Origin of the sequence: uncultured Desulfovibrio sp. (assembly GCF_910584445.1) — a bacterium.
In the GTDB taxonomy this organism is placed as follows: domain Bacteria; phylum Desulfobacterota; class Desulfovibrionia; order Desulfovibrionales; family Desulfovibrionaceae; genus Desulfovibrio.
On sequence record NZ_CAJUBO010000002.1, the window covers coordinates 157,650 to 179,560 of the forward strand.

The window sequence follows — 21,911 nt, forward strand, 5'->3', positions numbered from 1 at the left end:
TCCAGTAGGAACCTCTCTTTGCGGCGGCATCCGGCGCGCATGTCCGGCGTTGGCGGCGGAAGGCCATGCCTGGCGTGCGTTCCGGTTTTTCGGCCGTGTTTGCTCACTTTTTTCCGTGCAGGTTCCGAAATCATGCCCATTGCCATTCCCCGTTTTGAAGCCGGCAGTGTCCCTTCCACCGTTCCCGAGGTCCGTCTTGAGGCGGACGCGAAACTCGAGATCCGGCCGGCGCGCGTTTCGGACGTTCACGGCATGTCCGCGCTCATCAACCAGTATGCCTCTTCCAACGTCATGCTGGCGCGCGGACCGCAGTATCTGTACCAGCATATCCAGGACTACATGGTGGTCACGGCGCCAGCGGCCCACAGCGGCGAAGAGACGGTGGTCGCCTGCGGCGCCCTGCATGTGCTCTGGTCCGATCTGGCGGAGATACGCTCCATCGCCGTGCACCAATCCTGTCAGGACAGGGGCCTCGGCCGTCGCCTTGTGGCTGCCCTGGTGGAACGTTGCAGGGTGCTGGGCATTCCCCGCGTCTTTGTGTTCACGCTTGTGGCCTCGTTCTTCCGGAATTGCGGCTTTGAGGAATTCGATCGGGAAAGCCTGCCCCCCATTGTCTGGGTGGAGTGCAGCAAGTGCCCGAAGTTTTATCGGTGTGACGAAATCGGCATGATCCGCTTTCTGGAGAACTGAGCGACACGCGGCTGGCATTGGCGCCGCAAACCGTCTACATGGCTGCCGCGGGTGGCCGGAGCATACGCATGAACAGGCTTGCAGGCAGGGATTTTCTCAAGGAGATCGACTTCACCTCCGACGAACTTGTCTTTCTGCTGGATCTGGCGGCCCGGCTGAAAGCGGCCAAGAAGGCGGGACGCGAGCCGCGCTTTCTCGAAGGCCGGAGCATCGCGCTCCTTTTTGAGAAGGACTCCACGCGCACGCGTTGCTCCTTTGAGGTCGGCGCGCACGATCAGGGGGCGCATGTCACCTATCTTGGACCCAGCGGCTCACAGATGGGCAAGAAGGAGTCCATGGCCGACACCGCCCGCGTGCTCTCGCGCTTTTTCGACGGTATTGAATACCGGGGCTTTGGGCAGGCCCGGGTGGAAGCCCTGGCCGAATACGCTTGCGTTCCTGTCTGGAACGGCCTGACCAATGAATGGCACCCCACCCAGTTGCTGGCGGACATGCTCACCATGCGCGAAACATGCGCCAAGCCTCTTGCCGCCCAGCGCCTCGCCTACCTTGGCGATGCCCGCTACAATATGGGCAATTCGCTGATGGTCGGTTCGGCCATGCTGGGGGTGGATTTCTGCTCCGTGGCGCCGCGCGCGCTCTGGACGTCCGACGAAGTTTTTGAGATGGCGTGCCATATCGGCGAACGGACCGGCGCGCGCATTTCCCGCACGGAAAGCGTGGAGGAAGGCGTCCGCGGCAGTGACTTTCTCTATACCGACGTGTGGGTGTCCATGGGCGAGCCGGATGAGGTCTGGAAAGAGCGCATCCAGCTGCTCACGCCATACAGGGTCACGTCCCGGGTCATGGAAATGACGGGGAATCCCCACTGCCGTTTCCTGCACTGCCTGCCGGCCTTCCACAACCGGGAGACGGAGATCGGCGAACAGATCTTCCGCCGTTTCGGCATTGAATGCATGGAAGTGGACGATGCGGTCTTCGAGTCTCCGCGGAGCGTGGTCTTTGAGGAAGCGGAGAACCGCCTCCACACCATCAAGGCCGTCATGGTCGCCACGCTTGCCAGGGGTCCGCTGGACTTTTCCGACTGAGGCGTTCCCGTCCGTCGCGCGCGCCGCTGACGCGCGCCGGATACCGTTGCCGGAGGCTGCATGCCGACCATCCGCAAGAATCTGCTCCAGTTGCTGTTTTCCGGCGCCTATCTCCTGCGCTGGAACGACAAGCTGCGCCCCGTGGAGTTGCAGGAGATCGACAAGCAGGCGCACAAGATGCTGCTGGCCTGCGCGCTCTGGCACGAAAATTCGCGCGAGCTTTGCGCGACAGAGCGCATCGCCCTGGCCCGCGACATCATCGAAGGCGGCCTGTTCGACTATTTCTACCGCTGCATCATCACGGACATCAAGCCGCCGGTCTTCTACAAGATCAAGGAAAACCGCGAGCATTACCGCCAGCTCACGGAATATGTGCTCGGCAGGCTCGAGCCTGTGCTGGCGCCGCTCGGCCCCTTCTGGGAGCGGATGCGGACCTGGCATCTTGAAGCCGCCCGGGGAAGGGAGGACGGCCTTGACCGCCGCATCCTCACGGCGGCGCATCTCTATGCCTCGCAGTGGGAGTTTCAGATCATCCGTCCCTGCAACGCGTTTGACGATGAAATGGATTCCATCGCCCAGTCGTTCGTGGATCGTCTGAACAGGCTCCGGGACCTGCGCGGCATGGATTCCCTGCTTATCCCCGGCACGGCCCTGGGGCGCTTCGCCAACCTCTGCGGCCAGCTCCGTTTCCAGATCCGCTGGACGCAGGCGCCGCGCATCCCCGCCACTTCCGTGCTCGGGCATATGTTCATCGTGGCGTCGCTGGGCTATTTTTTCAGCCTCGCGGTGGATGCCTGTCCGGCCAGATCCGTCAACAACTTTTTCTGCGGATTGTTCCATGATCTCCCGGAACTCCTGACGCGGGACATCATTTCACCCGTCAAGCAGTCCATTTCCAGCCTGCCGCAGCTCATCAAGGAATATGAGGAGCACGAGCTGGAGCGGCGCATCCTCACCCCCTTGCGTGACGAGGGGTTTACGCCGCTGGCCGGGCGCATCGCCTACTATCTCGGCCTGGAGGTAGGCTCGGAATTTCAGGAATGCCGCCGGGAGGGCGATTCCGTGGTGCCCGTGGACGGTTTCGAGACGCTCCACAACCGCCACAACCGCGATGAGGATGACCCCAAGGACGGGCAGATGCTCAAAATCTGCGATTGGCTCGCCGCCTTCCTTGAAGCGCACAGCTCGATCCGCAATGGCGTGTCCTCGCCGCATCTGCTGGAGGCGCAGGCGCGCCTCAAGGGCAAACTCACCGAGACAACGCTGGAATCCATGCTCCATCTTGAGGCATTGCTCGCGGATTTTGACTGATGCGCGCCCGTTCCCTTTCCGCCGCCGTCCTTGCGCTGATGTTCGCCATCATGGCGGCGGTGCCGCGTGTCGCGGCGGAAGTCCGGCTTTCCAAGGGCCTTCCGCACTATGCGCGGGATATGGAGTTTTATTATCAGGCCCCCCGGCCGGAGATCCTGCCCGGGCTGCTCAGGACGCTGGCGGCCGAGGGCGTGCTCGCCCATGGCGAGAAGCGGCTCGTGGTGGCGTCGTTCCTGGCCGAACTGGCAGGGCGGAACATGGCCTCCCTCGACGATCTGGCCGCCGGCGTCCATGACGCGGGGGGCGAAGCCGGCGCTGATGCCCGGCGCACGCTTGCCTGGGCCGCGCATCTCGCGCGTCATCCTCATGAAGCGCGCCTGCTCGACCAGCTGCTCACGGCGCATGATGCCATCCTGCGGGGGCACATCGGGCGCAGCCCCGCGCCTCTTTCCGCCTGGATGGCGCATGAGCCGACAGTGCCCCGCATGTTCTGGGGCGCCTACATGGCATCCGGCGACGCGGCATGGCTGGACAGGCTCATCGATGCGGCCCTGCGCTATGCCAGGCTCAATGCCGCGGGGCGTCAGGGCGATCCGGACTTTGCCGCCAGCGCGGCGGCAGCGGCCCTGCTCTACGACATGGCGCCGCGTCATGCGCGGCTGCGGGAACGGATACGCGCGCGCCTTGCAGGCCTGGACGGCGTTGAGTCCGCGACCCTGCGTCTCATCCTGCACGATGCCGGCCGCTGAGGCGCTCTCCGCCGTATGCCCGGAAGCATGGCGCGGAAAGAGCGCTCTCAGCGTTCGAAGCGCTTGGGGCAGCCCAGACAGGCCGCGTCCGGCGCATTCCGGACCAGGGCCGCGCGAAAGTCCGCAAATTCCGGCTTGTTCCAGATCCGCCAGGGGGCCTCGGCCCGTACATCGCCAAAGACCCTGCGCCGTCCGTCTCCGCGTGATACGGCGTCCACGTCCCCCTGTGCGGGCGCCGGGGGCGCGTTGTCCGGCACATTGAGGTAGACGCAGGGGGAGAGCCTACCGTCCGCATCCACATAGCAGCTCCGGGCGACATTCTCGCGGCAGCCGCCGGCATCGGCCACGGCATCGGCGCCGGGCAGCGCGAAATGGATGATGCGTCCCCGTGTCTCGGCCTCGGCGGCAACGGTTTCCAGAAGGTCGCGCGCGGCGACGAGCTTTTCCGTTTCCTGCGGCGCGAAGGCCAGATGCGCCTGATCGGGCAGCGCCAGATAGTCCAGCGTGCTCACCACGGTCATTTCCACATCCAGCTCGTCCATGAGCGCCGGCAGGCGGCGCACGGCATCCATCCTGTCGGCAAGCAGCAGGTAGGCGAAGTGGATCTCCAGCGGCTCTCCGTCAGGGGGCTGGCCCGTTTCCCGTATGGCGGCGCGCAGCAGGCGCACGCTTTCGCGGACACGCGCGAAGGGAACGCCGGCGCGCGCGTCATTGGTGGTCTCGTCCGTGCCCACCAGTGAAAACGCCAGCAGGTCCATACCGCTTTCCGCCAGTCTGCGCGCCAGCGCGGCATCCATCCGCAGGCCGCAGGAGGTGCTGGAAACGGCGCAGCCGGCACGGCGCGCCAGCGCCACATAGTCGAGAAATCGCGGATGGAGGAGCGGCTCGCCCCAGCCCTGGAGGTGCGCGCGCTGCGCGCCGCGCAAAAGCGGCCAGAGCGCGGCGAAGACGGCGTCCGGCATATGGCGGCCACGCCAGGTGGCGGCGGCCGTGGTATGCGGGCAATAGACGCAGCGGCCGGAACAGAGTGACGTCACTTCCACCTGAAGGCAGTCCAGCGGCCGTTGCGCGCCCAAAAGGGCCTCGCGCAGCCGCTCCAGAAAGCCGGGTGCCCGGAAGGCCGGGTCAGCCAACGGGTCGCGGAGATCCGCGCCGTCGGCGTGCGGCGCTTCAGTACCGGTTTCGCGCATGGCGCCCCCTTGCGTTCAGTGTCCGAAAATTCTGGAGAACCAGCCGCGCCGTTTTTCCGGCGTGGGGGTCCAGCTCGTTTCCACGCAGGGAAGAAAGGGCGTTGCCCCCCATTTTTTCTTGAAAAAGCTTACGCCCGCGCCCATGCCAAGGCCCAGATTGAGCAGGCCGTGGCCGCGGGCCTCCCCTTCGGCCGCAAGCGCGGCAAGAAGCGCGTCCGCCGTTCCGGGAGGAGCGGCGGGCGAACGGAAGGCAAACATGTAAAAGGCCGTGGTGAACGAGGAATAGTCGCCGATGGCGCAGGCCAGCAGACGCCCCCCCGCATCGCGCGCCGAAAAGAGGCGCGCCCCGGGCGCGGCGGCGAGATAGTCGCCCAGCCTGTTGAAGATATGGATGCTTCCCGCATCCAGCGCCTCGCCCTTTTTCCGGATGAAGGCCGCGGCCAGGGCGGCATGTTCCCCCGTCCAGGAACCGGCGCCGCCGTTCTGCTCAATGACCGTTTCGCGGGCCGTGCGGCGCAGCAGGTTGCGGAGTTTCACGCCCGGACGCCCGCCGGGAAGGACAAGCGGCAACGGCAGCGACCAATAGGCGTCTTCAGAGCATTCTGCATCCGCCGGGGCCGCGCCCGGCCGGATGGCGGCAATGGTCGTGAGGCGCTCCAGACCCGGCAGCGTCAGGGCCTCCGCCACGGCGGCGTCAACGGAAGCGGCGTCGGTGGGCTTCCCCGCGGGATAGGCCACGAGCACCGCGTGACCGCCCCCGTGATGGAGCGCGCACCCCGCGCAGAGGCGGCTCTCCAGCCCGGAAACGGCGCGCACATACGGAAGAAGCTGGTCAGGCGTCAGTGCCGCTGCCGTGATCTGCGTCAGAGGCGAAAACGTGCCGTCTACCATGCCACATCCTCCCCGCTCTGTCGGAACCGCCGCAGCCGAAGCCTGAGCGCGGGCAGCAGCCCGAACGGCGCCTGGCGCACGCTGAAGCCGTCCTCCATGAGCATATGCCGCAGATTGATCATGTGCGCGGACCCCACGAAGACCGCGCAGCGGCCTTCTTCAAGGTAGGGACGCATGCGTTCCCGGAAGCGCTGATCCCGGCGGCTGATGACATATTCCGTGCGGGTGGGGAATTCCGCGCTGGAACCCATCATGCCTTCAAGGTCGCCCGCAAGATAGGCGCGCATGTTTTGGCGCGAAAGCGCCTTCCAGCCGCCGCAGGCGCGGAAAAACCGCACAACGCGCTCCGGCGGGAGGGAGCCGAGGGAATCCAGTTGCTCCTCAAGGCTTTCCATGCCCACCACATTCTTGCCCATGGCGTGCGCCACGCGCCAGGCCTCCATATCCACGGACTCGCGCCAGCCCTGCCGTTCCAGAAAGGCTGTCCAGAGGCTGAAAAAGGCGCACCAGGGCCGCGCGTTGGCAAGGAACCAGCGCACATCGACCTTGCGCGCGCTCTCAAGGCCCAGGGCGCGGGCAAGGATCCCCTCAGGCCCGCGCACCACGCGTTCCAGACGGCAGATCTCCGCTTCCTCCAGCATGTCCAGGATGGGCGTTGCGCCGGGAAGCGGCGTGCGGCCCGCGCGGTCCACATCCGCCATGAATCCCTCGTCCAGCGGACCTTCGAAGAGCACATGATCCACCTCGCGGAACAGACGGCGGAACGACGGTTCGAAGGAATGGCAGAAAAAGTGCGCGGTGCCGCCCACCCATGAGGTCCTGCCGTCCTTTTCCACCCGCCAGAGCATGGCAAAGGGGCGGCTGCGCGGCCTGTCGTCAATGATCTTCGGGGCTTCCGCCGGTGCGCGGAGAAAGGCCAGCGCCAGGTCCCGGATGACGTTGCCATCATCCGCGGCGGAGCTTCCGTCGCCCCGGGCTGCGGACGACCCGCGGCGGGATGTTTCCGTCCACTGGGCCATGAGATAGGGAAAGGACGGCCGCGCGCCCCACTTGCGCTTGAAGCGCAGGATGCCCTCATTGACGCCCAGGCCGAGATGGAGGAAACGCTTGCCCGCCTGCCGCGCCCGCTCAAGCATGGCGGCGAACAGCAGGTCCGAGGCATGCGGGACGGCGTGCGAACGGGAATGCGCGCCAAGCACATAGCTGACGAAGTTTTCCGGCGCGTAGTCCAGAAGCAGGCAGGCCGCGAGGCGTCCTTCCCCGTCCCGCGCGTCGAGCAGCCGCAGGGAGCCGCCGGCTTCCGCCAGCGCCTCCGGAGTGCGCGCATAGAGCGCGGCCACATGGGGGGCCATGCTCCCGGCCTCGCCGCGCTGGACGCGGCCGAGAAATTCGGCCCAGAGCCGGCGGTGCTCCGGCGTGAAGACCGTGCCCTCCGTCACGCGCAACTGTGCCGCCGCTCTGGCGACCGGCCCGCGCAGCCGTTGCGGCGGGTCCGCACTGGCGGGGAGGACATGGTAGCGGTCCCTGTCCACGATATGCGCGGCCAGTCGGGACGGCAGTGACGGGCCGATGGCCCAGCACGCCGTGGCGCCCGTGCGGTCAAGAGCTTCTTCAAGTGATGCTTCAAAGGTCGTGTCGGCGTAGCGCCCCTCCAGAGGATAGGCCACGGCCATGAGCCAGTCCTCGGCGGCGAGGAAGAAATAGGGTCCGATGCAGAAGGGCGCGCCCCCGGAGAGCGCGGTCATGAGCGGCAGGGAGTGCTCGGGCACGCGGGCGAGGGCGCGCAGGCGCGCGCGCATGTCCGTGCCCTCGGCATCCATGGGCGCGGAGGGCTGTCGCCGGGGCGTGGCTCGCTCCGGCATGGCTAGGCGGCGTCCATGGCGCGTTGGAGGTCGGCGAGGATGTCGTCCCAGGCTTCAAGCCCGACGGAAAGCCGCACCATGCCCGGCGTGATGCCCGCCGCCGCCAGTTGCGCGTCCGAAAGCTGGCGGTGGGTGGAGCTGGCGGGGTGCAGGACGGATGTCCTGATATCGGCCACATGCGTTTCCAGCGAGATGAGCCTGAGCGCGTCGATGAAACGCGCGCCAGCGTCGCGGCCGCCCTTGAACGAGAAGGAAACCACGCCGCTTGCGCCGTCAGGCAGATACTTTTCCGCCAGCGCGGCATAGGGATCACCGGAAAGACGCGGATAGCGGACCCATTCCACCTTGTCTTGCGCCGCGAGCCAGCGGGCGGCGGCTTCGGCGTTTTCGCAGTGGCGCCGCATGCGCAGGGGCAGCGTTTCGAGACCCAGATTGGTGTAGAACGCGCCCTGGGCGGTCTGGCAGCAGCCCATATCGCGCATGAGCTGGACGCGCGCCTTGGCGATATAGGCCGCGCGCCCGAAGGCATCGGCATAGACAAGGCCGTGATAGGAGGGGTCCGGCTCGGTAAATTCCGGAAACGCGCCCGAACGCCAGTCGAAATTGCCGCTGTCCACGATGGCGCCGCCGAGCTGGACGGCGTGGCCGTCCATGTACTTGGTGGTGGAGTGGATGACGATGTCGGCGCCGAAGGCCATGGGGCGGCAGAGGACGGGGGTGGCGAAGGTATTGTCCACCAGAAGCGGCAGGCCGCGCGCATGCGCGAGGCGGGCGAACCGCTCGATATCCAGCACGCTCAGGGCCGGATTGGCGAGGGTCTCGCCATAGACAAGGCGCGTGGTGGGGCGAAAGGCGCGCGCGAGTTCTTCATCGGAGGCATCCTGGTCCACAAACGTGGTCTCGATGCCGAAACGGCGAAGCGTCACGTCGAAAAGATTGTGCGTTCCCCCGTAAATGCTCGCGGCGCTGACGATATGATCCCCGCAGCGCGCGAGGTTGAGCGCGGCAAGCAGGACGGCCGCCTGGCCCGAGGAGGTGCAGAGCGCGCCCACGCCGCCCTCGAGCGCGGCGATTTTTTTCTCCACTGCGTCCACGGTGGGATTGCCGATGCGGGAATAAAAAAAGCCCGTTTCCTCCAGATCGAAAAGCCGGGCCACTTCGGCGGTGGAATCATAGGTGAAGGTCGTGCTCTGGACAACGGGAAGAACACGCGGTTCCCCGTTTTTCGGGGTATAACCGGCGTGGAGACACTGGGTTTCCGTTTTCATGACTGCTCCGGAATTCTTGTGCGGAACGCGGGCCGGGGACGCCTGCGGCGACCGCCCAACGGGCGCTGGAAGCCGGCGACGGCAGCGGCAACCGGGGTGGCAGCCCGCAAAATATCCCAGGGTGGCCCGCAAGACAAGACGCGCGGAGCCGCCGGCGACGGAGTGCCGTGATGCTGGACGGCACGGGGCGAACAGGATATATGTCCGGGATTCCAGAACAGTACCGTCCCGGAAGGACCCGGGGCGGCAACGCGCAGGAAACCTTCATGAGCATCATCCACCACGCGGGCGGCGATCGCCCCCTTTCGCTTCAGGAAACAGAACAGCCGCGCCTGTTCCGCGACCTCTTCCCCTACACGAGCATTTGCCGCACCTCCTTTGACGAGGTGCTCCTTGCGCCGCGTCCGGCAGCGCAGATGCGTATTACGGACACGACCTTCCGCGACGGCCAGCAGGCGCGTCCCCCCTATACCGTGCGCCAGGTCGCGCGGATGTTCGACTTTCTCCACCGGCTGGGCGGAAAGACCGGGCTTATTGCGGCGTCGGAGTTTTTTCTGTACTCCCCGCGTGACCGCAAATGTGTGGAGGTGTGCCGCGCGCGCGGCTACCGCTTCCCCCGCGTCACGGCCTGGATACGGGCAAATCGCGACGATCTCAAGCTCGCGCGGGACATGGAATTCGACGAGACCGGCATGCTCACCAGCGTTTCGGACTACCACATCTTCCTCAAGCTCGGGAAGACACGGCGGCAGGCCATGGAAATGTACACGGAGCTTGCCTCCCAGGCGCTGGAATGGGGCATCATTCCGCGCTGCCACTTTGAGGATGTCACCCGCGCGGACATCTACGGCTTTTGCCTGCCGCTGGCGCAGCGGCTCATGGAGCTTTCGCGCCAGAGCGGCATGCCCGTCAAGATCCGCCTCTGCGACACCATGGGCTATGGCGTGCCGTGGCCCGGCGCGGCGTTGCCCCGTTCGGTGCAGCGCATCGTGCGGGCGTTTACCGACGAGGCCGGCGTTCCCGGCGAATGGCTGGAGTGGCACGGTCACAATGATTTCCATATGGCCCTCGCCAATGGCGTCACGGCCTGGCTCTATGGCTGCGGCGCCGTGAACAGCACGCTTTTCGGCTTTGGCGAACGCACGGGCAATACGCCGCTGGAAGCCCTGCTTATCGAGTATATCTCCCTCACGGGCGACGACGCCGCCGCGGACACCACGGTACTCAGCGAAGTGGCGGACTTTTTCGAACGCGAGCTTGAGTACCGCATCCCGCCCAACTATCCCTTTGTGGGGCGCGATTTCAATGCCACCAGCGCGGGCGTCCATGCCGACGGCCTGGCGAAGAACGAGGAGATCTACAATATCTTCGACACGAAGCGCCTGCTCGGGCGCCCGGTGCCCATCATCGTCACGGACAAGACGGGCCGTTCGGGCGTGGCCTACTGGATCAACACGAGTCTCGATCTTCCCCGGGAGCGCCAGGTCTCCAAGAAGCATCCCGCCGTGGGCAGGATCTACGACGCCATCATGGCCCTCTATGCGGACAGCGGCCGCACGACGAGCCTTTCCCACGAGGAGATGGAATCCCTCGTGCAGCAGCACATGCCCGAGCTTTTTGCCACCGAGTTCGACCGCATGAAGAAGCTCGCCGGCGAACTGGCGGCCCACCTCATCCTCCGGCTGGCGCGCAGCGCTGTCCTGAGCCGGCTGGATGCCGAAGCCTGCGCCGCGCTGAACGCCTTTGTGGGCGAATATCCCTTCATCCAGTTCTGCTGCCTCACGGATGCGGAGGGGCGGATGCGCTGTTCCGCCATTGCGGACTCGGAATACGCCGCCAGCTACTCGGCCCTCCACGCCGGTTACGATTTTTCCGAACGCGAATGGTTCAAGATGCCCATGCAGACCGGTGACCTCCATATCATGGATGTGTACCAGTCCCACTTCACGTCCAAGCTCGTCATCACCGTTTCCTGCGCGGTTACGGATGAGAATGACAGGATCGTGGGCGTGCTCAGCGGCGATATCCAGCTGGAGCAGCTGCTCAAGCGCGCCCGCGCGCTCCGGCTCGAGGTGGTCGGAGGCGAGGACGGCGAAGATACGGCCAACGACTAGAGCGTTTTCGCAAGGAAATTGCGGAAACGCTCTGGCGGATGCGGAAGCAGACGCCCGCGCCGTACTAAGGCGGAAAACCACGCTTTTCCTCCGGAATGGAGGCAGCGAAACCTGAGGAAAATGCTCTGAGACCCCCAACGGGCCGTGAGGCTCTGGAGAAAAACGTCATGCGCAAGACTCTCTACTGGATCGAAGGCGACGGCATCGGGCCGGAAATCTGGCGCGCGGCACGGCCGGTGATCGACGCCGCCCTGGCAGCGGAATCCGACCTGCGGCTCGACTGGCGGGAACTTCTCGCCGGGGAAAAAGCCCGCGCGGCAGAGGGCACTCCCTTGCCCGAGAGCACGCTTGCGGCCCTGCGCGGCGCGGAAATCGCCATCAAGGGACCGTTGGGCACCCCCGTCGGCACGGGCATCCGCAGCCTCAACGTGGCCTTGCGCCAGGGACTCGATCTGTACGCCTGTATCCGTCCTGTACGGCATTTCGAGGGGCTGGAAACGCCGGTGAAGCACCCGGAACGGGTGGACATGGTCATCTTTCGGGAAAACACCGAAGATGTCTATGCCGGCGTGGAATTTGCCGCGAACACGCCCGAGGCGCGGAAACTTGCGGAGTTTCTTCGCGACAGCCTTGGCGTGACGCGCATCGCCGACGATGCCGCCATCGGCATCAAGCCCATGACGGAGTCCGGTTCCAAGCGGCTCGTGCGCCGCGCCCTGCGGTACGCCCTGGATACGGGCCGCCCCAGCCTGACCCTGGTCCACAAGGGCAATATCATGAAGTTCACCGAGGGCGCGTTCCGTCAGTGGGGCTATGATGTGGCGGCGGAAGAATTTGCGGACCTGACCTGTACCGAAAAAGACGCCGTTCCCGGCCGCCTTGTGGTCAAGGACCGCATCGCGGACGCCATGTTCCAGGAGGCGTTGCTCCGGCCCGAGGCATACAGCGTGCTCGCCACGCCCAATCTCAACGGCGACTATATTTCGGATGCGCTCGCGGCCCAGGTGGGCGGTCTCGGCCTTGCGCCGGGCGTGAACATGTCCGATTCCCTGGCGTTTTTCGAGGCCACGCATGGTACCGCTCCGGCCATTGCCGGCAAGGACAGGGCCAATCCCGGCAGTCTCATCCTGTGCGGCGCCATGCTCATGGAGCATCTGGGCGTTCCCGCCGCTGCGAAGCGCATCCGCGCGGCGGTGGAAAAGGCCATTGCGGGCAAGGCCGTCACCGAGGATCTGGCCGCTCAGGTTCCGGGCAGCCGGGTGGTGGGCTGCCGCGAATTCGGAGAGATCATCGGCGAAAATCTCTAGAGCATTTTTCCGATTTCCGCGCGGGGGATGCATGCTGCCGCTGGAAAATCTGCTTCTCATCGTTCCCACCCTGGCTCTGCTCGTCATTCTGCCCGGCCCGGACTTTGCGCTCGTGAGCCGGGTGGCCTTATTGGACGGAGCGTCCGCGGGGAAAGCCGCCGCCTGCGGCGTGGCCTTGGGCATGTGCATGCACACGGCGTTCGCCATTGCCGGGATTTCGGCCATTATCGCCACCTCGGCCTTGCTCTTCGCGCTGCTCAAATACCTGGGGGCGGCCTATCTTTGCTGGCTGGGCATCCAGGCATTTCGACAGAGTTCCATATCCACGGCAAAGGTGGAGATACATGCCGGTGTACAAGAGTCCCGGCGGCGCGCTCCCTTGCGCCGCGCGTTCAGGCAGGGGTTTCTTGCCAATGCCCTCAACCCCAAGGCCGTCCTGATTTTCCTTACCCTGCTGCCGCAGTTTATGGTGCAGGATATTCCTCCCACGCTGCAACTGCTGGAAATGGGTACCATCAATGCCGTGCTCTGTCTCGTCTGGTTTTTGTTTCTCGCGCAGGTTCTGGGCCGCGCGCGCAGGGCGTTCGGGAATCCCCGTTTTCAACGCTGGTTGCACCGCCTGACGGGCACGGTCTTCCTGGCCTTCGGCATCAGGCTTGCCGCAGCCCAGGCAGACCGGCTCTGACGGTTCCATGATCCGTTAAAAGGAGATCTCCATGATCCGCTGTTCCGCCGAAAAGACCGTCATCGATGAAGGAACGCTCCTGAGCGCCGCCGAAGCGCAGGCCAGGGGCATCGATCTTGGCGCCGCCGCGCGCAACACGCTGGCCGCGCGTATCCTTGCGGCACACCAGCTTCCGGGCGCACCGCATGACGGGCAGGTGCATGTGCGGTTCGATGCCCTGGCGTCGCACGACATCACCTATGTGGGCATCATCCAGACCGCCCGCGCCTCGGGCCTCGGGGAATTTCCGCTGCCCTATGTGCTCACCAACTGCCACAACAGCCTTTGCGCGGTAGGCGGCACCATCAACGAGGATGACCATATCTTCGGCCTGGCCGCCGCCCGGAAGTATGGCGGCATTTTCGTGCCGCCGCATCTGGCGGTCATCCACCAGTACATGCGCGAGATGATGACCGAGTGCGGCGGCATGATCCTCGGTTCGGACAGCCATACCCGCTATGGCGCGCTGGGCGTCATGGGCGTGGGCGAGGGTGGCCCGGAACTCGTCAAGCAACTGCTCGGCAAGACCTGGGACGTGGCCGCGCCCGAAGTGGTGGCCGTGTGGCTCGAGGGAGCGCCCGCGCCCGGTGTCGGTCCCCAGGATGTGGCGCTGGCGCTCATCGGCGCCGTCTTTAAGGATGGGTTCGTCAAGAATAAGGTGCTTGAATTCATGGGTCCCGGTGTGGATGCCCTGTCCGTGGATTTCCGCTGCGGCGTGGATGTCATGACCACGGAAACCGCCTGCCTGTCGTCCATCTGGCGCACGGATGGCAAGGTGCGCGAATGGCTCGCCCTGCATGGCCGCGCGGCGGCCTACAAGGAGCTGCGTCTGGAAGGGGCGGCCTGCTACGACGGCCTTGTCCGCATCGACCTTTCGGCCGTGGAACCCATGATCGCGCTGCCGTTCCACCCCAGCAATGTCCACACCGTGGCCGAGGTGGCGGCTCATGCCGATGAACTTCTGGGCGAGGTGGAAGAGGAGGCCGTGCGGCTCTTCGGCGAGGCGGGCAAAGGTCTTCGCCTGCGCTCCAAGGTCCGCGAGGGCGGCGTGGTCGCCGACCAGGGCATCATTGCCGGCTGCGCGGGCGGTACGTTTGAGAACATCAGCATGGCCTCGGCCATTCTGGGAACGTGGAAGAAGGCCAATCCCGCATTCAGTTTTTCCGTCTATCCGGCAAGCGTGCCGCAGGCCGTGGCGCTCGTGAACAACGGAGCCACCGAACGGCTCATGACCCTGGGGGCCATCGTCAAAACCGCCTTTTGCGGTCCCTGTTTCGGCGCCGGGGATACTCCGGCCCACGGGGCACTCTCGCTCCGGCACTCCACGCGCAACTTTCCCAATCGCGAAGGTTCCAAGCCCGGCGAGGGGCAGATCGCGGCGGTGGCGCTCATGGACGCGCGCTCCATCGCCGCCACGGCGGCCAACGGGGGGCGCCTCACGCCGGCCACCGCGCTGGACTGGGATTCGCCGGACCTTCGTGTCGACCTCAAGTATCACTTTAACCCCGAGATCTACGAACGGCGCGTGTACAACGGCTTTGGGCATGCCGAACCGGAGACCGAGCTTGTTTTTGGACCCAATATCGCCGATTGGCCGGAAATATCGCCGCTGCCGGAGCATCTGGTCCTTGAGGTGGCAAGCGTCATCACCGACCCCGTCACCACCACTGACGAGTTGATCCCCTCGGGCGAAACGTCGTCTCTGCGTTCCAATCCGCAGCGCCTTTCCGAGTTCACGCTTTCCCGGAAGGACCCGGCCTATGTGGGCCGCGCCAAGGCCGCCCGGGCGCTGGAGCGCGCGCGGCTCGCCAACCCGGATGACGCGGAGGCCGTTGCCAGGGTGCGCGCCCTTGTGGATGTCTGCACCGGCCAACCGGAAGTGGGTGCCATGCTTTCCGGACCACAGCCGTTGCGTCGGGTGGGCATCGGTTCGCTCGTTTTCGCCCTCAGGCCGGGCGACGGTTCCGCGCGCGAGCAGGCGGCTTCCTGCCAGAAGGTCCTCGGCGGCTGGGCCAACCTCGCCGTGGAGTACGCGACCAAGCGCTACCGTTCCAACCTCATCAACTGGGGCATTTTGCCGTTTCTTGTGGATGCGGACATGGCGCGCGCCCTGAAGCCCGGCGATTTCCTCCTCCTGCCCCATGTGCGCGCCGCTGTTGCGGGCGGAGAGGCAACGCTGCTTGCCGCGCTGGTGCATACGGCCGCGGAAAAGCAACCCTGGGCCGAGCAGGTGGTCCTGTCATTGCGGGATTTGAGCGAGGGGGAGCGCCAGATCCTTCTGGATGGCTGCCTCATCAACCACTATGCGCGCACGCGCGGTGTTTAGAAGTCATTTCCTATTTCGTAGGGAATGGCTTCCAACGCCAGACGAGAGTCTGGCGCGACGCGAAAAGCGCCGTGAATGAGCCAAAAATCACGTTTTTTGGCGACAGCGGGAGCTGGCGCCCGCGCCGATGGCGGTAGCCGTTAGCAGGCTTTGCCTGCTTACGGAGAGCGACAGCGGTTGCGTTGACTGCCTGTTGCGTTAACCAATTGCTGTCTTCAGCCGTAGCTTCCTGCGTCACAACGGCTGAAGCAGCGTCCAGAGCGTGTTCCGGACGCGAAATGATGGCAGCGAAGTGCCCGAAACGGGAAAGGCGCCACGCCGAAATGGAAGCGGAACGTTTGCCGTCTGAACGCGTATTGCCGCCAGGAGATGGAACATGAGCCTCTTCGGCTGGGTGGCCGCCGGGTCCGTCATGTTTGCGGCCCTGATTTTTTGCTTCCGGCTCATGCGCCACGGGCTGCGGACACTGGACGATGACCGGCGGAAATTCCTTGAGCGTATCCGCACAGGCGAACGCCGGCTCGCTGAGGAACAAAAACAGGTTCCGGCGGCTGAACATCTGGCTCTGCTGCGGGCCGGGGTGGAGGATCTGCTGCGCCTTGCGGATTCCCCCCCCGGGTACCGCATCGAGACAGCCACCAACGCGCTCCTGCTGCACACCCCCAAGGGGACCTGGCGCATGGAACTCAGCATGCGCGAGCGCATCCTCCACTCCACGCATCGGGTGCTTCATGGCCGCAGCCGCTGGCTTTTGAGCGGCTGCGGCCATCAGGAGCAGCATGATGATGTTGGTTCGCTCATGGGCAGTCTGCATGCCCATTTGCGGGCGGATGCGGAGCTGCCCGCCGAACCCGCCCACCTGGCGCGTCGCGTGGGCGCCGCGCTGGGAACACCGGCGGCGCGCGCCTGTGAGTGGCGCCCGCGCGGGCAGCGGTGAAGCGCGGACGACATTTGCGGAACGCACAGATCCACGCTGGCCGTCCAGGCGTCAACGAGGGAATGTGCGTTCCGGAGGTGGAGTTCGTCGTTTCGGCCTTTCCGGGACAGCTCCGCAGGCTCAGGCTTCAAAAAAGGCGCGGTATGCCTCCACGGTGGCGTACAGGTCGGCGGCGCTCGCCAGTTCAAAGGGGCTGTGCATGGAGAGCAGGGCGGGTCCCAGATCGATAACCCGCATGCCATAGGCCGCGAGAAAAAGCGCCACTGTGCCGCCGCCGCCAAGATCCACCTTGCCAAGCTCCGCAGCCTGCCACGGGATGTTGCGGGCGTTGAAAATACCGCGCAACTCGGCAAAGAACTCCGCGTCCGCTTCACTGGCGCCATATTTTCCCCGGGAACCAGTGAACTTGGAAAAGCAGGGTCCATGCCCGATCAGGGCGGCGTTCTGCTTTTCATGCACATCCTGAAAGTCCGGGTCCAGGGCCGCCTGCACATCGGCGGAAAGGGCGCGGCTGTTCAGCAGCACATGCGAGGCCGAAACCCCCGAAGCCCAGGCAGTCGCAAGATCCTCCACGCAGTACTGGAAGAAACGGGAGGCCGCGCCTGTGGCGCCGTCGGAGCCGATCTCCTCCTTGTCCCAGAGGATCACCGCAAGCGGCCGCGAAGCGGCGTCGTCCGCGCGCAGCAGTGCCTCCAGCGCGGCAAAGACGCAGATCCTGTCATCCTGCCCATACCCGCCGAGGAGCGCCCGGTCCAGGCCCACAAAGCGCGCGGCCCCGGCGGGCACGGCCTGAAGCTCGGCGGTGATGAGGTCCTCCTCGTTGATGCCGTATTTTTTGTACAGCAGCCGGAGCAGCGCCTCCTTGAGGTCGCCGTCCTTCGCCCCGTCCCCCGTGGGCCGCCGGGAACGTCCGCGACCGGAAGCCTCCGGCGCATGGCCGAGGATGACGTTGAGCTTTTCGGCTTCAAAGGCCTCACTGAGTTTCTGGCCGGCCTGTTTCTGCGCCAGATGCGGCAGAAGGTCGGCGATGCAGAAGACGGGTTCTCCCGGTTTTTCGCCGATGCTCACATCCACCCGCTCGCCGTTTTCACGGATGATGACGCCGTGGAGCGCCAGCGGACGCGCAAGCCACTGGTATTTGCGGATACCGCCGTAGTAGTGCGTCTTGGCCTGGACGACACCCGGCTGTTCCACCAGCGGATGCTGCTTGAAGTCAAGCCGGGGGCTGTCCGCATGGGCGGCGATGAGGGCAAGGCCCTCCTCCAGCGGCTGGCTCCCGCGCCGCGCCGCGAACAACGCCTTGCCCCGCAGTGGTCGCATGACGCGGCCTGCGGCGAAGTCTTCGCCAAAACCGGCTTCGGCGAGGCGTTCCTGCGCGTAGGCGATGGTCTCCCGTTCGGTCTTGCAGCGGCTGAGAAAGTCGAGATACCGTCCGGCAAGCGCCTGGATGTCCTTGCGGGCTGTTGCATAGCGCTCCCAGGCGTTGGGAGCATGGTAGGCAAGTTCGTTTTTCATGGCTGATCCTCCGTTGCGGAAGGTGAAAAAGGGGGTTCCAGAAGCCGGGGATAGCGGGCAAAAAATTCTGCGAGCAGATAGAGGGAGCCGGTCATGAGCGCCATGTCGTGGTCCGCGCCGCAGAACCCGGCCGCCGCGTCCAGCGCCCGGGCCAGCGCATCCGGGCCGGTCAGGGCTTTTGCCATGCCGGGCGCGTGGACGTTCCAGCAGGCGGCGATCGCATGGGGATCGCCGGCGCGCGGATTTTCCAGGGCCGGGATGAAGGCGGGGGTTTGCGGAAAGCGGCGCGTGAGCATGGTGGCCGAAGTGCGCCAGTCCTTGTCGCCGAGACAGGAGAAAATGATGGCCCGGGGCATGGGCGACCGGCGGCATGCTGTCTGCCGGGAAGGGAAGAGGCTCCGCAGGAGCGCCTGCATGCCGTGCGGATTATGGGCGCCGTCAAGCAGAAGGGCGGGATGCCCGGCTGCGCGCGGTACACGCTGGAGACGGCCGGGCAAAAAGGCCGTTGTCAGCCCCAGCGCCTGGGCGCGGGCATCGTCGGCGCGTCTGCCGAGCAGCGGCGCCAGCCGTTGCCATGCGGCCAGCGCAAGGCCCGCATTGCCCAGCTGATGTTCACCGGCAAGACCGAGACGCGGGAGCCATTCTTCCGGCAGGGGGGCAGCGGGCGCGAGGACCGCTCCCCGCGTTCGCGCGGCCGCAGCAAGGGCCTCCCGCGCCGCCGGAAACTGGGGAGCCGTGCAGACAGGCGCCCGGCCGCGGATGGCTGCCGCCTTGTCGCGGGCGATGTCCGCCAGCGTCGGGCCGAGCACGGCCGCATGATCCATGGCAATGGGCGTGTAGCACAGCAGATCCGCGGGCACGGCCGTGGTGGCGTCGCTGCGGCCGCCAAGCCCCGCCTCCAGGATGGCTACATCCACGCGTGCCTCCCGGAACATCAGGAGCGCAAGGACCGTGAGAAATTCAAAATAGGTGAGGCTGTCGCCGCACGCCCTGGTCATGATGCTGTTGGCCGGCTCCGGCCAGGTTTCTCCGGGAACGGGACGTCCATTGACGCGGATGCGCTCCTCGGGAGAAACGAAATGCGGCGAAGTATAGAGGCCAACGCGGCAGCCATGCGTTGTGCACAGTCCGGCCAGAAAGGCGGAGGTGGAACCCTTGCCGTTGGTGCCGAGCACCTGGGCGATCACGAAGGGGGGGCGCTCCAGACCAAGAGCCGCCAGTGTCCGCCGCATGCGGTCAAGGCCCAGGTCCATATGGAACATGCCCAGCGCGTCCAGATGGCTCCGGATTTCCTGAAAGTTACGGAAGGCCATCCTGCGCTCCGGTGGCGTCGCCTTCTTCCAGTTCCGCCAGATGCGCGCGCGCGAAGTCCAGGGACGGATCAAGTTCCAGCGCGGCCTGCAATTCCCGGCGCGCCTCCGCCAGATTGCCGAGGAACTTGTGGCAGACGCCGAGATTGGCCCGATCCATGGCGGAGCCTTTGTCCAGCCTGAGCACCGCCTCAAAGGCGGCGGCAGCTTCGGCGTACCGCCCGGTCCTGTACAGGGAAACGCCGAGCAGGTTGCCGTATTCCTTCATCTCCGGGCAGGAGCGGACGGCCTGCCCGAGCAGGGGCACGGCCTCGGCCCAGCGGCCGCGCACGGTTTCCGCGTAGCCCGCGTAGAAGGCGGCCAACCCGGCCGCGTCCGCATCGGGTTGCAGCGGAAGGGCGGCGAGGAAGTGTCCGAGCGCCCGCTCGGGTGCATCGCGGCGCAAGGCCAGGATGCCCTGGAAGAAGGGCAGGAAGTGCGCCCCGGGGCAGACTTCCGCCAGTGCGGCAAGTCCCCGTTCGGCCGTCTCCTCGTCACAGGTTTCCGCGAGCCTGCGCCCCACGAAAAGGCCGAGGCTCTGGTTCCTGTCCCGCTCCCGGAACTGAAGACCGGGCACAATGGTATAATGCGCCGGGATGCCGAGGTCCGGATGGGTCATTTCCACCGCGTAGGTCTCCAGTGGCGCCAGCCCGTCGATGGCGGCAAGGAGTTCGTCGCGGATGTCGTGCGCCTCCACCGAGGGCAGACTGTGCAGCGGGATGGCCGGACCGTCCAGCAGCCACCGAGCCTGCGCGGGTTCCGTGAACTTGGGCAGGCCCGAAGCTTCATAGCAGGACCCGGTGCAAAAATCTCCGCCGAGCTGGGCGACTTCGGTGACGGCGCGGATGGCGGCCTTGGCCGGTGAAGAGGCCGTCCCTGCCGTAAAGACGATCTCCGAACTGGCGGGGAAGGTGGCCGGGTCCCACGCCAGGGCGCCCACGGTGGGAAGCGGCATGCCGAACGACAGATCCTTGAGGACGAGGCGGATGCCCTCGCGGGCAAAGGCGTCGAGCAGGCCGCGCAGAACATCGTCCCGGCAGGTGTCGGCCGCAATGGTGGGCAGGGTGGGGCGCTCCCTGTCGGCGCGGCAGCAGACATGGCGCTCCACAAGTTCGCTCAGCCCCTGAAGCAGGGATTCCTCCACGCTGTTGCCGGCGGAGGAGCCATTGAATTCACCCAGCAGACGGAACCAGTCCAGCGGAAGCCAGACGGTGCGGCCGCTGCGCAGGTGGGTGGCCGGATGGAACTGCCAGCGTGCAAGATCCATGAGTTTCCGGGCACTGGCAAGAGGCACGGCGTCGTCAACGGAACGCAGGATGTCTTCCAGGGGCAGGAGTCCTCCGCCGAAGCGGTCTTCCGCCTCGCTCCAGGTGCCGGTGAAGGCGTTTCCCTGCCGTTCCCAGAAACTGAAAAAGGCAAAACGCTCCATCACCTCCATGAGCGCCGAGGCCAGGGCCTGCTCTTCGGAGGATCCCTTGCCCATCTGCTTGCGCGCGGGCATGATCGCCCGGGCGTCCTTGCCGCACAGGCCGAGATAGACCGGTATGCCGAGCCTCCCCACATCCACGCGGCGCGTGCCGGCGACGACATCAAGACCTGTCGCGGCAAGGCGTGAGCGCACGCGCTGCACCGTGACGACGGGGCTTACGGCTTTGTCCAGGTCCTTCGTGTAGGCCTTGGGGCAGGAAGCGAGAACGATGCCCGGCGCCGTCATGGCCGCTCCAGAATGCAGATGCTGTAGATCCGGCGCTGCTCCGCCCCCTCGGCATCGCGGCTTTTGACGCCGATATTGCCTTCCCGCACAGCAAAGGACTTCGCCGCCAGTTTGGCGAAACGCGGCTTGGCGCGCGCAAGGTCGGTGCAGAACAGGGCTTTCCCGCCGGGGGCCAGATGGCGGTCGAGAAATTTCAGCAGTGGCCGGTGCAGATCGTCGAGGTAGAGCAGCTCTGACGCGGCGATGATGTCGAATCCCCCGGGAAAGCGCATATCCTTCCCCGGCGTGGTGACATCCAGATGGCGCACCTCGATGCGATCCTCAAGATGATTGCGCAACACATTTGCCCTGGCAAAGGAAAGCGCCTCGGGCATGTTGTCGCTCGCCACAATGTGTGCAAAGCCATAGCGCGCCGCCACCATGCTGCAAATGGCGCATCCCGCGCCGATCTCCAGCAGGCGTTTGCCCTCCGGTCCCTGCGTGCGGAGAAAACGGCCAAGAACGAAGGACCCGGGCCAGACCTTGGCCCAGAGCGGCAGGTCGCGCAGGGGATCGCGGATGGCGCCATGGCGCAGCAGGGCGTCCAGATGGCGGGGCATGTCACGCACGCTGAGCACATCCAGCGTGCCATCGTCCACCTGAAGCGGCTCAAACTCCACAGCGAAGCGGGTGCGGATCTCCGCCAGCAGGCGGTCAAGCTCCGATGCGCCGCAGTCTGGACCGGCTGCGGGACCATTGGTGTCGGGGGCGCAGGGCATGGGGATTCCTTTGCGTTTTGGCACCCGCAAGGGGTGACATCGGGCAGGAGCCTACAGCGGCTCGGGGTGTTAATCAATGCCTTGCCATTCGCGGCGTCAGGAAGCATCCTGCAAACAA

17 protein-coding genes are annotated in these 21,911 nt (G+C 65.7%); 9 read left to right on the top strand and 8 right to left on the bottom strand.

The window, feature by feature from the left end:
- The first annotated feature begins 132 nt into the window (after window positions 1–132).
- The 4 genes from QZ294_RS01750 (at window position 133) to QZ294_RS01765 (ending at window position 3,838) form a co-directional block, all read left to right on the top strand.
- Complete coding sequence (locus tag QZ294_RS01750) at window positions 133–690, top strand: N-acetyltransferase (protein ID WP_297045802.1); 558 nt, start codon at window positions 133–135, stop codon at window positions 688–690.
- 68 nt (window positions 691–758) lie between these two features.
- Window positions 759–1,778 carry an ornithine carbamoyltransferase gene (gene argF, locus QZ294_RS01755; protein ID WP_297045805.1) on the top strand — a complete coding sequence of 340 codons (1,020 nt, stop codon included), beginning with the start codon at window positions 759–761 and terminating at the stop codon, window positions 1,776–1,778.
- A gap of 60 nt (window positions 1,779–1,838) precedes the next feature.
- Window positions 1,839–3,089: an HD domain-containing protein gene (locus tag QZ294_RS01760; RefSeq protein WP_297045808.1), complete on the top strand. Its 1,251-nt coding sequence runs from the start codon at window positions 1,839–1,841 to the stop codon at window positions 3,087–3,089.
- Window positions 3,089–3,838 (top strand): translation initiation factor 2, encoded by a 750-nt coding sequence (locus QZ294_RS01765; RefSeq protein ID WP_297045812.1) that lies wholly within the window; start codon window positions 3,089–3,091, stop codon window positions 3,836–3,838. Before QZ294_RS01760 ends, QZ294_RS01765 begins: the two co-directional genes overlap by 1 nt.
- A gap of 47 nt (window positions 3,839–3,885) precedes the next feature.
- Here QZ294_RS01765 and QZ294_RS01770 read toward each other — a convergent pair whose 3' ends face one another.
- From QZ294_RS01770 to QZ294_RS01785, 4 genes are read right to left on the bottom strand one after another with little or no spacing between them, the layout of a single operon-like run.
- Window positions 3,886–5,028: a radical SAM protein gene (locus tag QZ294_RS01770; protein WP_297045816.1), complete on the bottom strand. Its 1,143-nt coding sequence runs from the start codon at window positions 5,026–5,028 to the stop codon at window positions 3,886–3,888.
- A 15-nt stretch (window positions 5,029–5,043) separates the two neighbouring features.
- Window positions 5,044–5,919: a translation initiation factor IF-2 gene (locus tag QZ294_RS01775; protein WP_297045818.1), complete on the bottom strand. Its 876-nt coding sequence runs from the start codon at window positions 5,917–5,919 to the stop codon at window positions 5,044–5,046.
- Window positions 5,913–7,781, bottom strand: coding sequence for a TraB/GumN family protein (locus QZ294_RS01780; RefSeq protein WP_297045821.1), 1,869 nt, complete (start codon window positions 7,779–7,781; stop codon window positions 5,913–5,915). Before QZ294_RS01780 ends, QZ294_RS01775 begins: the two co-directional genes overlap by 7 nt.
- Before the next feature lie 2 nt (window positions 7,782–7,783).
- The gene (locus QZ294_RS01785) at window positions 7,784–9,049 is read right to left on the bottom strand and encodes an O-acetylhomoserine aminocarboxypropyltransferase/cysteine synthase family protein (RefSeq protein WP_297045824.1); all 1,266 of its coding nucleotides are present in this window, start codon (window positions 9,047–9,049) and stop codon (window positions 7,784–7,786) included.
- A 266-nt stretch (window positions 9,050–9,315) separates the two neighbouring features.
- Between QZ294_RS01785 and QZ294_RS01790 the strand changes: the two genes are divergently transcribed.
- From QZ294_RS01790 to QZ294_RS01810, 5 genes are all read left to right on the top strand, one after another.
- Window positions 9,316–11,163 (top strand): histone-lysine N-methyltransferase, encoded by a 1,848-nt coding sequence (locus QZ294_RS01790; RefSeq protein WP_297045827.1) that lies wholly within the window; start codon window positions 9,316–9,318, stop codon window positions 11,161–11,163.
- A gap of 167 nt (window positions 11,164–11,330) precedes the next feature.
- Window positions 11,331–12,470 carry an NADP-dependent isocitrate dehydrogenase gene (gene icd, locus QZ294_RS01795; RefSeq protein WP_297045830.1) on the top strand — a complete coding sequence of 380 codons (1,140 nt, stop codon included), beginning with the start codon at window positions 11,331–11,333 and terminating at the stop codon, window positions 12,468–12,470.
- A gap of 31 nt (window positions 12,471–12,501) precedes the next feature.
- The gene (locus QZ294_RS01800; RefSeq protein ID WP_297045835.1) at window positions 12,502–13,155 is read left to right on the top strand and encodes a LysE family transporter; all 654 of its coding nucleotides are present in this window, start codon (window positions 12,502–12,504) and stop codon (window positions 13,153–13,155) included.
- A 31-nt stretch (window positions 13,156–13,186) separates the two neighbouring features.
- Window positions 13,187–15,520, top strand: coding sequence for a hydratase (locus tag QZ294_RS01805; protein ID WP_297045838.1), 2,334 nt, complete (start codon window positions 13,187–13,189; stop codon window positions 15,518–15,520).
- Window positions 15,521–15,896: 376 nt separating this feature from the next.
- A complete protein-coding gene (locus QZ294_RS01810; protein ID WP_297045841.1) occupies window positions 15,897–16,457 on the top strand; it encodes a translation initiation factor IF-2 in 561 nt (186 codons plus the stop codon).
- 120 nt (window positions 16,458–16,577) lie between these two features.
- Here the strand turns inward: QZ294_RS01810 and QZ294_RS01815 are convergent, their stop codons facing one another.
- The 4 genes from QZ294_RS01815 to QZ294_RS01830 are packed head-to-tail and all read right to left on the bottom strand — an operon-like array spanning window position 16,578 to window position 21,793.
- Complete coding sequence (locus QZ294_RS01815) at window positions 16,578–17,972, bottom strand: aminopeptidase (protein WP_297045845.1); 1,395 nt, start codon at window positions 17,970–17,972, stop codon at window positions 16,578–16,580.
- Complete coding sequence (locus tag QZ294_RS01820) at window positions 17,969–19,285, bottom strand: cyanophycin synthetase (protein ID WP_297045848.1); 1,317 nt, start codon at window positions 19,283–19,285, stop codon at window positions 17,969–17,971. The genes QZ294_RS01815 and QZ294_RS01820 overlap by 4 nt, the downstream gene beginning before the upstream one ends.
- On the bottom strand, window positions 19,272–21,035 hold the full coding sequence (locus tag QZ294_RS01825; protein WP_297045850.1) for a YcaO-like family protein: 1,764 nt from the start codon (window positions 21,033–21,035) through the stop codon (window positions 19,272–19,274). Before QZ294_RS01825 ends, QZ294_RS01820 begins: the two co-directional genes overlap by 14 nt.
- Window positions 21,032–21,793: a methyltransferase domain-containing protein gene (locus QZ294_RS01830; protein ID WP_297045854.1), complete on the bottom strand. Its 762-nt coding sequence runs from the start codon at window positions 21,791–21,793 to the stop codon at window positions 21,032–21,034. Before QZ294_RS01830 ends, QZ294_RS01825 begins: the two co-directional genes overlap by 4 nt.
- Between the last annotated feature and the right edge of the window lie 118 nt (window positions 21,794–21,911).